A 12,648-nucleotide genomic window follows, 5' to 3' on the forward strand; every position below is an offset into this window, starting at 1 on the left:
CGCTGGGTCAGGCATGGTTGGCGGCGTCCTCGTCCTCGTCGAGTTCGGGGTCGGCCTCGACAGTCTCGCCGCGCAGGTAGCGCGCCTGGACCTCGGCGACACGGCGAGCCGCCTGCGCGTGGCGGTTCGACACCGGGCTGTCCGGGCTGAGCTCCCCGCCGCGCTTGGCCGCGAGCAGATCAGGATCACCCCACCGGTCGAGGATGAACTGGAAGGCGTCATGCCGGGCGACGTCGAAGGCGATCCGCTGGCCCATCATATCCTTGTAGGGGTGGGCCGGATGAATGCCGGCGCACGGGACCCAGCCTCCTGGGATCGGCGTGGTCGCCGCGTGCGTGCGGCCCCCGCGCAGGAGCTTGGGCAGGACATGAGTGTGAGGGCCCTCCGGGCTGGTGCCGCCGGGGCCCGGGATCGGTGCGTAGACCTCGATGCGTCCGATCCGAGCGATGAACACCCGGTGAGGGCTTAGCGCGACGAGTTGGCGGCCAATGGGGCTCGCAGGGTCAAACAGGGAAAGCCCGACGCCGGACCGAAGACAGGCGATGGCCTCCGGGTCGCTCGTGCGCACGCAGGCATCGACCGCCAGAAGGCCGAGGCCCAGATCGAACAGGATAGCGTCGCGGTCCCATTCGCGGGCGGCGTCCTGGTCCGGGCCGAGTTCCGTCACCACGCCGCGCTGGTTCATCCCGCAGTTCGCCTCAGGCAGGCAAAGGGCGACGGCGTGGTTCCAGCCGGTCGCGACGGCGGTCTCGTAGGCCACCGGGCGCAAGTCGGGACCGGGAGCGAGCGCTATGGCGCCCCGCTTCGTAGCCAGGCCCATGCGTCCGTCCGGCAACGGCGACGTAGCCTCGTCGGGATCGCGCATGAACTCGGCGATGGCCCCGAAGCTGCCGAGGCTCCAGGCGGTGCCGGGATCAGCCAACGCCTCGTGGAGCAGGGTCGTGACCGCGTCAGCCCGTGGTGGTGACGTCATCGCGTTCCTCCGTCTGAGCCCCGGACCGCGCCCAGGGCAGGATGTATCGTGTTCCGTCCGAAGCCCAGCCCCGCTCGGCTGTGACCCCGAACGCCTCGTTCAGTATGACGTCGGTCAGGGCCTCCTCCGGGGTGCCGTCCGCGACGAGGCGGCCACCGGCCAGCACGACGATGCGGTCGCAGAACCTAGCCGCGAGCGTCAGGTCATGCAGCACGGCGACGACGCCGGTGCCGTCCCGGGAGACGCTCCTCAGAAGCGCCATCGCGTCGAGCTGATGCGCCGGATCGAGGGCTGTGACCGGTTCGTCGACGAGAAGCCACGGCGCCTCGACCGCAAGCGCCCGGGCGAGCAAAGCGCGCATGCGCTCGCCCGAGGAGAGGGTCGGCTCGGCTCGGGCGTCGAGATGGGCGATGTCGGTGCGCGCCATCGCCCGTTCGACCGCGGCATCGTCGGCCTCGGCCAGGGATGCGAACGCTCGACGGTGCGGCAGCCGGCCGAGCGCCACGATCTCGCGAACGGTCATCGGCCAGCCGACGCCGGCCCCCTGGAACAGGGCGGCGATGCGGCGGGCACGCTCCTCGCGGGCCAAGCCGGACAACGGACGGCCGTCGAGAGTGACCTGCCCCTGCATCGGGACAATGACCCCTGCCAGAACGCGAAGGAGCGTGGTCTTCCCGGCCCCGTTCGGGCCGACCAGCCCGACGAAGCGGCCCGGCCGAAACGTCAGATCGATGTCCGAGAGGATGTCCCGGCCATCCAACGTCACCTGGGCGCCGTGCAGGCCGAGGCTCATGCCCGCCTCCCGCGGCTGCGCAGGAGCAGCACGATCAGGAATGGCGCCCCGACCAGCGCCGTCACGACGCCGAGCTTGAGTTCCGGCCGGGTGGCGAGCAGGCGCACGCCGATATCCGCCGCAAGGACCAGGACCGCTCCCGCGAGGCCGCTCGGCAGCAGGCAGGCGCCGGGGCGAGACCCGACCAGCGGCCGCATCAGGTGCGGCACGACGAGGCCGACGAAACCGATGGCTCCGGACACCGCGACCCCGCTGCCGACGGCCAGGGCCGCGCCCGTAACGAGACGCAGGCGCACGGAGACCAAGCCTACCCCGAGGCTTGCGGCGGTGTCCTCGCCGAGCGTCAGGGCGTCGAGGGCGGAGCCGGTCGACAGCATGAGGGCCCAGCCGACAGCCATCAGCGGCAGGCATAGGAGGACGTGGTCGAGGCTGCGGTCGCTGAGCGAGCCCATCAACCAGAACACGACCTCCAGGGCCGCGTAGGGGTTCGGCGACAGGTTCAGCGCCAGCGCGGTCAAAGCCCCGGCTAGGCTCGACAGCCCGACTCCTGCAAGGATCAACCCGAGGGTGCTGCTGCCGCGGGCGGCGAGCACGTTCAAGAGGAGCGCTGCGACGCCGGCGCCGGCGATGCCGCCGAGCGGCAGGGCAAGGCCCATGGTGGCGGCGAACCCGCCGTAGAAGACGATGACAGCGCCCAGCGCCGCGGCGGACGAGATGCCGAGGATGCCGGGGTCCGCGAGCGGGTTGCGCAGGTATCCCTGCATGGCCGCGCCGGTCAGGCCGAGGCTGAAGCCGACCAGGGCTCCCAGTAGCGCGCGCGGAATACGAAGCTCCCAAAGGACCAGGGCCGGCAGCGTCGTGCGACCGGCGATGAGGTCCGCAAAAGCGGCGGGCACGTCGAAGGGCGCGTAGCCGATGGCGATGGAGGCGAGCGTCAGCGCGGGGGTGGTGAGGCCCAGGACGGCGATGACGGTTCGCCGGGCGCGCGGCGTGCCGAGGCGACGGGAGACCGTTGGATGGAGCGAGGTGACCGGCGCATTCATGGCCGGGGTGCCCGCTCGTTCGCCGCATCGGCGAGATGCGCCACGACCTCCGCGACCTGCGGCCCCGGACAGGTCCAGAAGCGGTTCGGGATGTCGACGGTCCGATGCGTCCGCACCAGGGCCCTGAAAACGGGATGGTGCAAGAGCGTGTCGGCCAAGGAAGGCCAGCCCGGCGCGCCCTCGTCGACGACGATCAGGTCCGGGTTCGCCAGCGCCGCGGCTTCGAGGGGCACCTGCCCGAAGCGGTCACGCCCGATCTCGGCCGAGACGTTGACGAGGCCGGCGGCGCGGATCAGTGCGTCCCCGAGCCCGCCGGGCGCGACCGTGAACGCGTTCGGGCGCATCACCAAGGCGCGCAGGGGCTTCCTGGCTGGAACGATGGTGGCCAGACGCGCATCGAGCGCCGCGACCATGGCATCGCCCCGTTCGGGGTGGCCGAGAGCTGACGCAACCTGCCGGATCTGGGCGCGGACGCCGTCCAGGTCGGCCGGCACGCCGAGTTCGAGCACGGGGGCGCCGACGCGCTTGAGCATGCCCACCGTCGTGCGCGTCGTGAAGGCACCGGCGATGACCAGGTCGGGCTTCAACGCGACGACCTCCTCGGTGAGCCCCCGGGTCACCGGCAGCCCGACCGCCTCGCTCGCGACCGTCGACCCGCGCGGATCTCGGGCAAGGTAGGTGACGGCCAGAACCTGGTCGCGGTCGGCAAGCCGTAGCACGAGCTCGTCGGCGCACAGGTTCATCGAGACCACCCGCGCGGGTGCCGCCGCCGCGACCAAGGGAACGGCGGACAGGATCACCGCGACGGCGATCCCGAATTGCGACGGCATCCGCGACCTCAAAACGACGTCACGCGGACGCCGCCGTAGACGGCGAGCCCCGGGCCCTGGAAGCCGGTGGGGTTCTGGTAGCGCTGGTCGAACAGGTTATCGATCCGCCCGAACACCGTCAGTGTCTCGCTCCAGGCGTAGTTGACCGACAGGTTCACCAGCGTGAAGCCGGGAGCCTTCAGGCGGGGCACGGAGAAGTCCCGGTTGCCGTCCACGAACGACCCCAGCACGATGAGCGTGCCGGTCATGGTCAGGCCCGGCATCAGGTTCCAGATCGCGGTCGCACTGACCTTGTTGCGTGGCCGGCGCAGCAGCTCCTGGTGTGCGATCTCGTCCTTCGTCACCGTGGTGGTCCAGTCCAGCCGTCCGCTCCAGAACTCGTTGAAGCGCAGGGCGACGAAGCTCTCGGTGCCGTAGGCGGTCGCCCGGCCGACGTTCACGTTGGTGGAGAAGGTCGGGAGGAACGTCGTCTGGATGAGGTTCTTGAAGTCGGTCTCGTAGTAGGTCGCCCCCACCGTCATGAACCCGTCGAACAGCGGCTGTTCGAAGCCCCCGTCGAAGCCGAAGCTCTCCTCCGGCCGCAGGTTCGGGTTCCCGAAGAAGCGGAAGCCCGGGTAGTCCTGATAGAGCTGGCTCAGAGTCGGCGGTTTGAAGCCGGTCCCGACGCTGCCCTTCAGGCGGGTCCCGGTGCCGGGCACGATGTAGCTCGGCGCCACCCGGTAGGTGGTCGCGCCGCCGAACTGATCGTTCGCGTCGTGGCGGATGTTGGCGACCAGCGCGGCTCCCGCAAAGGGGGTGGTCTGAAGCTCGGCGAAGCCGGCGGTGTTGCCGTTGGACCGATCGATGCCGGTCGTCTCGAAGCGCTCGTCCTCGCGCTGGGCCCCGAACAGGACGAGGTTGCCCGGAGAGACCTGCCAGTCGCCGCGGTAGTCGAACCGGGTTCGCTCCCCGAGGGAGGTGGTAGGCGTCGGCGGCGCGAGGGGATCCAGCGGGCCGGCGAACAGGCGGTCGAACTTAGAATAATTTGCCCCGAAGACGTTGTGGAAGCCCGGCACCGGCGTCCACTCGGCCTCGCCCCTCATGATCAGTTGCTGCTGGTCGTTGAGGTTCCGGTACGGAAGCGGCACGTAGGGGAAGCCGCCGTCGGCCTGGTCGAGATAGGCGCTATCGGAGAAGCGCAGGACGTAGTTGAGGCGGAACTCGTCGGTGAGCTGCGCGCCGAGCTTGGTCGAGACCGTCTTGATGTCGGTGAAGGCGGTCCGCAACGGCACGCCACGGGGCAGCAACTCGAACGGCGTGATCTGGACGGCGGATTGCCGGATGTGGCCGACCGACACTGAGTAGTCGAAGATCCCCTCCGAACCCGAGATGTTGCCGAACTGGTTGAAGGTGCCGAACGAGCCGCCCTCGACGGTCGCCGTCGCCCGGGCCGGCCCCTCGCCGCGCTTGGTAACGACGGAGATCACGCCGCCGATGGCGTCGGCTCCGTAGAGGCCGCTCTGGGGCCCGCGCAACACCTCGATCCGCGAGAGGTCGTAGGTCTGCAACTGGCTAAAGTCGAAGGCGCGGTTCGGGGTCGAGGGGTCGTTGACGTCGATGCCGTCGATCTGGACCTTCACGTGGTTCGAGTTGGTGCCGCGGATGAAGACCGAGGTCTGGCCGCCGGCGCCGCCGGTCTGAACGACGTTGAGGCCGGGCACCTGCCGCAGGGCATCCGGCACCGTCCGGCGCTGCTGCTCCTGAAGCAGGCGGTCGGTGAGCACGGTGACGCTCGATCCCGTATTAGCGATCGGCGTCGGCACGCCGGTGGCCGAGACCGAGATCTCGGACAGGGAGACCGCGGCCTGGGCGCCTCCCTGGGCATCCGCGAAGGGCGCGGCGACCTGCTGCGAGAGGGCGGGGATGGAGGCGAGCAATGCGGGTGCGGCGCAGGACAGCGCCAGCGTGCGCCGGAGCGCAGAGGGAACAAAACAGGACACGGGACGGCCTCGGGGGACGGCTGTGGCACGTCACCGCGAACGAGGCCTCGGCGGCCGCGTCCTCAAGGGAACCACGGCGCCGCGACACCTCCCAGGACACCCCGCCCGGCAAGCTCCGCGTGTGACCACGGCTGACGGCAGGTCTCCTGGCTTGCGGGTCGTCGCCCTCTCATCGTCTTCCCGGGCGAGGCCGCCCAGTGACGTCGTGATGAAGGACTCGCCGCTTACAGTTGCGGGGGCAGCCGCGGCATCGGCTGAGCCCTCACGGGCGTGACCTCACCGCGTTCCCTTTTGATCCCCGAGGGGAACCGTCACGCCCAAGCTAGGCTGCGGTGTGCCTATCCGTCAATGTATAGGAACACGTTGCTCAGATGTCTGGCGTTTATGACGGATCGCCCGGTATCTCGATACCACGTGTGGATGGATTGGAGACACGCCGGAGACCGATCACACCGACAGCAGCTTTGTTTGATCATTTCGTCTGGATACCGTAGCGAGCGCCCAGATATACAGCGGCTGCGAGAGTAATAAACCTCAGCAAGCCTGATGCTATGCCGCTCATGCTGGCAGATTTAATCTTATCTATCAAGCCGGATGATGCCGAGGGTGTGTATTTTTTCTCTCTGTGAGTTGGCTTTATAAATCTTAAATAGGATATTCTCGCGAGTTCTGAAAGAGTTGGCTTTGCATCGAGTGCTGTAACATAGCCGTATGCGACAAAATCCTTCACATCGCGAGACATTCTCTTCTGAAGCTTTGCTTGATCGGGCGGAATAACGCCCAGTAGGATGCTGTCTTCAAATGGAGAATTTACCTCGCTTCGAAATGGGTAGAGAATGACTGCTATATCTCCTGTTGGTCCGATAGAGTAGACTAGAGACAGACCTTCTTCAAACGCATGCTTTCCACTCTTTGTATACCGAATGTTTCCCAAAAGGTCCGGCGCTTAACTGCATTGTCAAAGGAAGCCCAGGCCTTTGCTTTGGCCCGTGACGTTGATGAGTTACGAACACTGCTGAGCTGTACGTGTTAGAAATCTCATCGCCTCTGGAGTGTTGTTTGAGCAAATCTGCGAGGCGCGCCTCGTTTTGATACACAAATCTTGCAAATAGTTTCAGCGATCTAAGATAATATAATCTCTTTTCCCGTAGCATAGGCACTCGTGGGCGCGGAGGCGATTTTGTGCGAGATTTCCAAAATGTGAGCATCACCCTACTTTCATGTGTGTCTCTGCACGCAGAGATTTATCAGAAGCCATAGACGCTATAAATCGGCGCTATGTGCAACGAATATTAGCTGGACTTTCTGTTTTGAGCGTAGAAAACTGTATGTAAAGGACAATAGATCTAACACTAAAGGTACTTAAGCCAAGCGATATCGCGCCGCGATGCCTTTATGCGCGAAAACCAAGCGGTCGGGAAGAAGAGGGGCACGATCAGCCCAGCGTACCACGCCAGAACCCACGCGTAGTCCGCTACGGTGAACACGGTGCCCTGCGTCGCACCCCAAATCGCAAACGCGCCGTGATAGAGCAGCCGCAGAACCGTTAGGTGAAGCAGGTAGAAGAAGAGCGGCGCACCGCCGAACACCGCCAGCGCGGCGACGGCCGGGCGGTCGCCCATGCGTTCCAATAGGACGAGCAATAGCGCCCCAATCCCGAGCGTGAGGAGCAGGAACAGCAGCGAGGGCGGGTACTTCGTCAGCGCGAAGAAGCTCATCGCGCTCCGCATGGCGCTGTCGTCGACGACGAACCAGGGCTTGTCGCCGTAGCCGTTCGCCAAGCGCAGCAGCGCGAAACCGACCAGCATCGTGATGCCAACTGCAGCGAAACGGCGCTCCCGCGTACCTGTGGCGACGCCGGGCAGGAACCACGGACCGATGGCATAGCCGAGCAGGATGACCCCGATCCAGGGAAGCACCGGATAAGTCGTCTTGGCCACCAGACCGAATGGGAGCGCGATGACGTCGCGCTGGTGCAGCATGGTCCAGACGGCGAAGAAGGGATCATCAGGCCGGAGGTGGATCGGGTCGAGGAGGTTGTGCCCGCAAACGAGCAGCATCCCGACCGCGATGAGAAACGAGCGCGGAAGGCCGATCATCGCCGCCAGGACGATCATGCATACGCCGATGCACCAGATCACCTGAAGCCACAGCGTCGGGCTGGCCACCCCCCAGTACAGTTCCGAGAGGTAGAAGACCTCCAGCGCCATCAGGACGAGGCCGCGCTTCACGAGGTAGGCGCGCGTCTCCGCCAGCGTGTGCCGGGTGCCGAACAGATACGCGGCCACCCCCGTCAGCACGATGAAGATGGGCGCGCACAGGCTGACCGCGAGGCGTGCGAGATACAGGGCCGGCAGGGCGGTCCTGGCATCCATCGGGTCGGCGACCGGCACGTGCAGGAACCAGGTTTCCCGCAGGTGGTCGAGAAGCATCAGCACCATCACCAGCCCGCGCAGGGCGTCTATGGAGGCGATGCGTCCGGTCCTGGCCGATTCCTCGGTCGCCGCGTCCAGCGTGCCCGGATGGACGCCCATCAGAACCGCGCCGTCATGCTGATGGTCACCCGGCGAGGCTCGCCAACGCCGACCCAGAAGGCGTTGTAGGAGCGCTCGTAGTAGGTCTCGTCGAAGATGTTATCGACGTTCAGCCCGAAGCGCAGGTTCTCGTAGCGGTAGTAGGCCAGGGCATCGGTCAGCACGTAGCCGGGGAGCCGAAACCGCTCGTTGCCGCTGTCCCCGAGACGCGAGCCGACGGCCCGGACGCCTCCGCCGAACCCGAAACCCTTCCAGTCGCCGGCCTGGACCTCGTAGACGCCGAGCAGGCTGCCCGAGTGGCGCGGGATGTTGAGTAGCGGCGAGCCGACCCGCAGGACCTCGTCGCGGGTCACCGCGGCGTCGATGAAGGCGTAGCCCCCGATCAACCGAAACTCCGGCGTTACCTGTCCGACGAAGCTGAGGTCGAAGCCCTGGCTGCGCACCGCGCCGGCGGCGATCTGGAAGAAGAAGTCCCGCGGGTCGGTCGTGAGGACGTTCTCCTTCTCGATGTGGAAGGCCGCGCCGGTCACGCTCAGGCTGGTGAAGAGGTCGAGCTTGACGCCCGCCTCGTAGCCGAAGCCGGTCTCCGGGGCGAAGGGTCGGGTCGCGATGTCGAAGCCGGTATTGGGCCGGAACGAGGCCGCCACGTTGCCGTAGAACGAAAGGAAGGAGAGCGGCTGGTAGACGAGACCCGCGCGGGGCGAGAAGCCGGTCCGGTCCTGCTCCGTGCGCTCGTTACCGACCTTGTCGCGGAAGGTCTGGTTGTAGAAGTCGGTCCGGTTGCCGAGGAGCAGCTTCCATTCCGGGCTGAGCGCAATCTGATCCTGCACGTAGATGGCGGTGTTCCCGACGTTCTCGCTCGCGCTGTAGCGCCGCGTGAAGGGCGGCTTGGGCTGGCCGTAGACCGGGTTGAACAGGTCGATGGCGAACGGGTCGAGCCGCGGCGTCGAGCGCAGCAGGTTCTCGGTGCTGTTGTAGCGCTCGTGCTCAAGGCCGAGCAGCACTGTGTGCGCGAACGGCCCGGTATCGAAGTGCCCGACGAGCTCGGCCTGCCCGATGGCGACGCCCCAGGTGAAGTCGTGCCGGCGGAACTCGCGCAGCAGGGTGCGGCCGTCGTCGAGGAGGCCGGTCGCGCCGGTCTGCAGGCCGGTCAGGCTGCCGGTGTTGAAGTGGCCGGCAACCCTGAGCTGCCAGTCGGCATTGAAGGCGTGATCCAGGCGGATCTGCAGGATCCCGGCTTCTGACACCGAGTCGTCGCCCGGCTCACCGAAGAATCGCGAGCGCGGGACGAGGCCCAGGCGGTTGTTCACCGCGACCGTCCCGCGGTCGAAGGTCTGACGGTTGCGAAGGTACTGCGCCTCGACGGTGAGCTTGGTGTCTGGGCTAATCAGCCAACTCACCACGGGCGCGACCAGGACACGGTCGCCGTCGACGAAATCGCGAAAGCTGTCCTGCCGGGCGAGCGCGCCGTTGAACCGGTAGAGGACGGTGCCCTCCTCGTTCAGCGGTCCGCCGGCGTCGACGGTGGTGCGCGCCGTGCCGAAGCTCCCGAACAGTGTACCCATCTCGACGAAGGGCAGCGCCACGGGCTGCTTGGTCAGAATGTTGACGGTGCCGCCCGGGTCGCTGCGCCCGTACAGTGCCCCGCTCGGCCCTTTGAGCACCTCGATGGACTGGACGTTCTGCGTGTCTGGCGCGCCGTTGTAGCCGCGGGCGATGTTGAAGCCGTTGAAGAAGATGTCCTGGGTGGCGAAGCCGCGCACGGAGTAGAGGGCGAGGTTCTGTGCTCCGAAGTCGTTCTGCTTGCCGACGCCAGGCACGTAGTCGAGGGCCCGCTCGACGCGCGTGGCGGCGGTATCCCGTAGGACCTCCTGGGGCACGACGTCGACCTGCTGGGGCAGCGAGAGCCGCGGCGTCACCGTCTTGGTGCCGCTGTAGAGATCCTTGACCTGGTACGTGGGGGCGGCGGTGTAGCTGCCTTCGACCGAGAGCGGGTCGAGTACGACCGATGCCGGAGCGGGGTCGGCCCGCGGGCCCTGGGCGGTCGCTGGGGCCAGCCCAAGGGAGACGAGCGCGAGCGATGCGACGGATGCGCGAAGCCGCCACTGCGGAGTGGGACGAGACACGGGCCTTGGACCTCGGGACGGCAGTGGCACGTCACCGCGAACGAGGCCTGGGCGACCGCCTCACGAGGCGGGCGCTTCGACACCCGCCAGGACACCCCGCCCGACGCGTTTCGCGTGTGACCACGGCTGACGGCAGGTCTCCTGGCTCGCGGGTCATCGCCCTCGCACCGTCTTCCCGGGGTGACCCAGTGACATGGTGGTGAAGGGCTCGCCGCTTACAGTTGCGGGGGCAGCCACGGCATCGGGCTGTCACCCTCACCGCGTTCCCTTTTGATCCCCCGAAGGGGAACCGTCACGGCCCAGCTACAGCCTCACGAACCCGTGAGTCAACGCGAGCCGATGATCGGTCCGGGGACCGCCAGGATCCATCCGCCAATGGGCGCTCCACCGTTTCAGCCGTCCCCAGAAGCTTGCGTTGAGGCGGGCTTCCAGCGCTTGCCGAGACGCATCCCGCAGGCCATTGTGGTGGTACACATGTTGACGAGGCGGATCGCCTAAGTCATTGCTGCGGAACGGAATTCTGGATCGTACGGCGGAATCCCCCCCTCTCCGCCACTTAATTGAATTTAATCGTTGATTTAACTGAGTCTTCTGACGGGGTTGCAGTAGCGGGCCCACGTTGCGCCCCACATTTCGAAACGGCTTGTACCGGATGTAGATGGACGATGTGCCCACGCGCGCGCGAGGGCGAACTCGTTGCTCGCTATCATCACCAAGGCCGATTTCTTCGAGAGTCATTCTGATAGCGCAGCCGGGGCGAGGACCCATGCGGCAGCGGTCATGCTCGCTGCCGGACACATGACTATAGAGATTGGGAGTTCAGATCCGCCCACCGACAGTCAGCGTGAGAGGGCGAGTCGCATCCCCGATGACCGGCTCGATCTTGCCCCAGAAGAACGCCGAGTACTGCTCCGCGCGATCGGCCGGGCCGGCGTAGCCAAGTTGGTCAGAGGCCGACCTCGGCGAGTTTTGGCTCGCGACTGCCGATGGTACGCTGATAGGCGAGCGCGAGATGCTCGCCGAGCGCGTCAGCCAGTATCTTCTCACATCGAGTATGGGTGGTGTCTCGTGACCTGACCGGCTGGCTTTGGACCGGGCTGATTGAGAGGATCAGCCAGGACCGAAGGCGTCGGGCATGCGGCGAGGTCAGAAGACGAGCGGGGAGCAGGTCGTGCTGAAGCTGCGCCAGATCGAGGTGCAGACGGCACAAGGCAAAAGCTTGGCGCTGGCGTGCGAGGAGGCGGAGATCTCCGAGCAGAGCGACTCACGCTGGCGCAAGGAGTACGGCGGCCTCCAAGTCGACCAGGCCAGCAAAATGAAGCAGTTGGAGCGCGAGAACGCTCGGTTACGGCGGCTCGTGGCGGACCTGTCTTTGGAAAAGCCGGTACTGGCGGACGTCGCCTCGGGAAACTTGTAGCCCTCGAGCGACGCCGGCAGGCGGTCGATGGCATCCGGGAGAAGTACCGCCTCTTGCGAACGTCACGCCTGCCGGATCGTCGGCCTGCACCGGGGCACGCAGCCCTACGTGCCCACGCTGCCGGCCGACGCGGATGCGCTGACCCGCGCCATCATGGCCCTGGCGTCCGAGTACGGGCGCGACAGATACCGCCGTGTCACCGCGCTGCTGCAGGCAGACGGCTGGCCGGTGGGCAAGGATCGGGTTCATCCTTCGAGAACCTCAGGACGAGGGCATCTGGCCTCGCGAGGGGCTGAAGGTCCCCCAAGAGCACCGGCCGCGCAGCCGTCTCTGGCTGACCGACGGCTCATGCGTGCAACTACGGCCGCTCTGCCGCAGCTATGTGGGGAGCTTCGACTTCGTGCAGGCGCAGACACATGACGGGCGCAGCTTGCGCGTCCTGACGCTGATCGACGAGCACAGTCGGACATGCCTGGCGCTGAAGGTGGCCCGACGCATCAACAGCGTAGGTGTGATCGAGACGCTGGCCGATGCGATGTGCCTGCACGGCATCCCGGAGCACATCCGCTGCGATAACGGCCCCGAGCTGATCTCGAAGGCGCTGCGCCAGTGGGTCGCCAGGACGGGGCCACAGATTCAGTACATCGCACCCGGCTCGCCGTGGTAGAACGTGTACTGTGAGAGCTTCAACGGCAGGCTGCGCGACGAGTGCCCACACCAAGAGATCTTCTACTTGCTGAAGGAGGCGCAGATCGTGATTGGTCGATGGCAATCTACCTACAGCCGCGTCCGACCGCATTCGTCGATTGGCTATCGGCCACCTGCGCCTGTCAGCTTCCCAGATCTGGCCTTCCGGCTCCCCATGGCCGCCACCATGCAGTAGTCTCGCAATCGGCTCGGTCCAAAATACCGGTCAGGTCAAGGAGACGCCCGAACCGAGGCTATGAAGATGG

General features: G+C 66.4%; 8 protein-coding genes, 1 pseudogene and 2 riboswitches. Of the genes and pseudogenes, 1 reads left to right on the forward strand and 8 read right to left on the reverse strand.

Translation table 11 applies throughout. The features are described from left to right. Nucleotides 1-7: 7 nt before the first annotated feature. The 8 genes from BLW78_RS01100 to BLW78_RS01130 all read right to left on the reverse strand — a co-directional run bounded on the left by BLW78_RS01100 (nucleotide 8) and on the right by BLW78_RS01130 (nucleotide 10,278). Nucleotides 8-973, reverse strand: a complete 966-nt coding sequence (locus tag BLW78_RS01100) for a DUF6925 family protein (RefSeq protein ID WP_091675850.1) — start codon at nucleotides 971-973, stop codon at nucleotides 8-10. After that, on the reverse strand, nucleotides 951-1,766 hold the full coding sequence (locus BLW78_RS01105; RefSeq protein WP_091675853.1) for an ABC transporter ATP-binding protein: 816 nt from the start codon (nucleotides 1,764-1,766) through the stop codon (nucleotides 951-953). The genes BLW78_RS01100 and BLW78_RS01105 overlap by 23 nt, the downstream gene beginning before the upstream one ends. Continuing rightward, the gene (locus BLW78_RS01110) at nucleotides 1,763-2,809 is read right to left on the reverse strand and encodes a FecCD family ABC transporter permease (RefSeq protein ID WP_091675856.1); all 1,047 of its coding nucleotides are present in this window, start codon (nucleotides 2,807-2,809) and stop codon (nucleotides 1,763-1,765) included. Before BLW78_RS01110 ends, BLW78_RS01105 begins: the two co-directional genes overlap by 4 nt. Beyond that, nucleotides 2,806-3,639, reverse strand: coding sequence for an ABC transporter substrate-binding protein (locus BLW78_RS01115; protein ID WP_091675858.1), 834 nt, complete (start codon nucleotides 3,637-3,639; stop codon nucleotides 2,806-2,808). Before BLW78_RS01115 ends, BLW78_RS01110 begins: the two co-directional genes overlap by 4 nt. An 8-nt stretch (nucleotides 3,640-3,647) precedes the next feature. After that, nucleotides 3,648-5,618 (reverse strand): TonB-dependent receptor plug domain-containing protein, encoded by a 1,971-nt coding sequence (locus tag BLW78_RS01120; RefSeq protein WP_091675861.1) that lies wholly within the window; start codon nucleotides 5,616-5,618, stop codon nucleotides 3,648-3,650. A 118-nt stretch (nucleotides 5,619-5,736) separates the two neighbouring features. Then, a riboswitch (cobalamin riboswitch) is annotated at nucleotides 5,737-5,946 on the reverse strand. Nucleotides 5,947-6,090: 144 nt separating this feature from the next. After that, nucleotides 6,091-6,552 carry a hypothetical protein gene (locus BLW78_RS30865; protein WP_139307665.1) on the reverse strand — a complete coding sequence of 154 codons (462 nt, stop codon included), beginning with the start codon at nucleotides 6,550-6,552 and terminating at the stop codon, nucleotides 6,091-6,093. 418 nt (nucleotides 6,553-6,970) lie between these two features. Further along, entirely contained in the window at nucleotides 6,971-8,152 is a 1,182-nt protein-coding gene (locus BLW78_RS01125; protein WP_091675863.1) for an acetyltransferase domain-containing protein, read from the reverse strand. Next, nucleotides 8,152-10,278 (reverse strand): TonB-dependent siderophore receptor, encoded by a 2,127-nt coding sequence (locus BLW78_RS01130; RefSeq protein WP_244526701.1) that lies wholly within the window; start codon nucleotides 10,276-10,278, stop codon nucleotides 8,152-8,154. Before BLW78_RS01130 ends, BLW78_RS01125 begins: the two co-directional genes overlap by 1 nt. A gap of 113 nt (nucleotides 10,279-10,391) precedes the next feature. Next, a riboswitch (cobalamin riboswitch) is annotated at nucleotides 10,392-10,587 on the reverse strand. Between the two features lie 826 nt (nucleotides 10,588-11,413). On the opposite strand from BLW78_RS01130, the pseudogene BLW78_RS01135 reads away from it, so the two are divergent. Next, nucleotides 11,414-12,578 (forward strand): annotated as a pseudogene (locus BLW78_RS01135) (IS3 family transposase). Nucleotides 12,579-12,648 lie beyond the last annotated feature (70 nt).

Source organism: Methylobacterium sp. 275MFSha3.1 (assembly GCF_900108435.1).
Lineage (GTDB): Bacteria > Pseudomonadota > Alphaproteobacteria > Rhizobiales > Beijerinckiaceae > Methylobacterium.

What these genes read in the sequence shown, in the direction of transcription:
- BLW78_RS01110 (WP_091675856.1), bottom strand. Translation starts at nt 2,809, where the DNA reads ATGAATGCGCCGGTCACCTCGCTCCATCCAACGGTCTCCCGTCGCCTC.
- BLW78_RS01115 (WP_091675858.1), bottom strand. Translation starts at nt 3,639, where the DNA reads ATGCCGTCGCAATTCGGGATCGCCGTCGCGGTGATCCTGTCCGCCGTT.
- BLW78_RS01100 (WP_091675850.1), bottom strand. Translation starts at nt 973, where the DNA reads ATGACGTCACCACCACGGGCTGACGCGGTCACGACCCTGCTCCACGAG.
- BLW78_RS01105 (WP_091675853.1), bottom strand. Translation starts at nt 1,766, where the DNA reads ATGAGCCTCGGCCTGCACGGCGCCCAGGTGACGTTGGATGGCCGGGAC.
- BLW78_RS01125 (WP_091675863.1), bottom strand. Translation starts at nt 8,152, where the DNA reads ATGGGCGTCCATCCGGGCACGCTGGACGCGGCGACCGAGGAATCGGCC.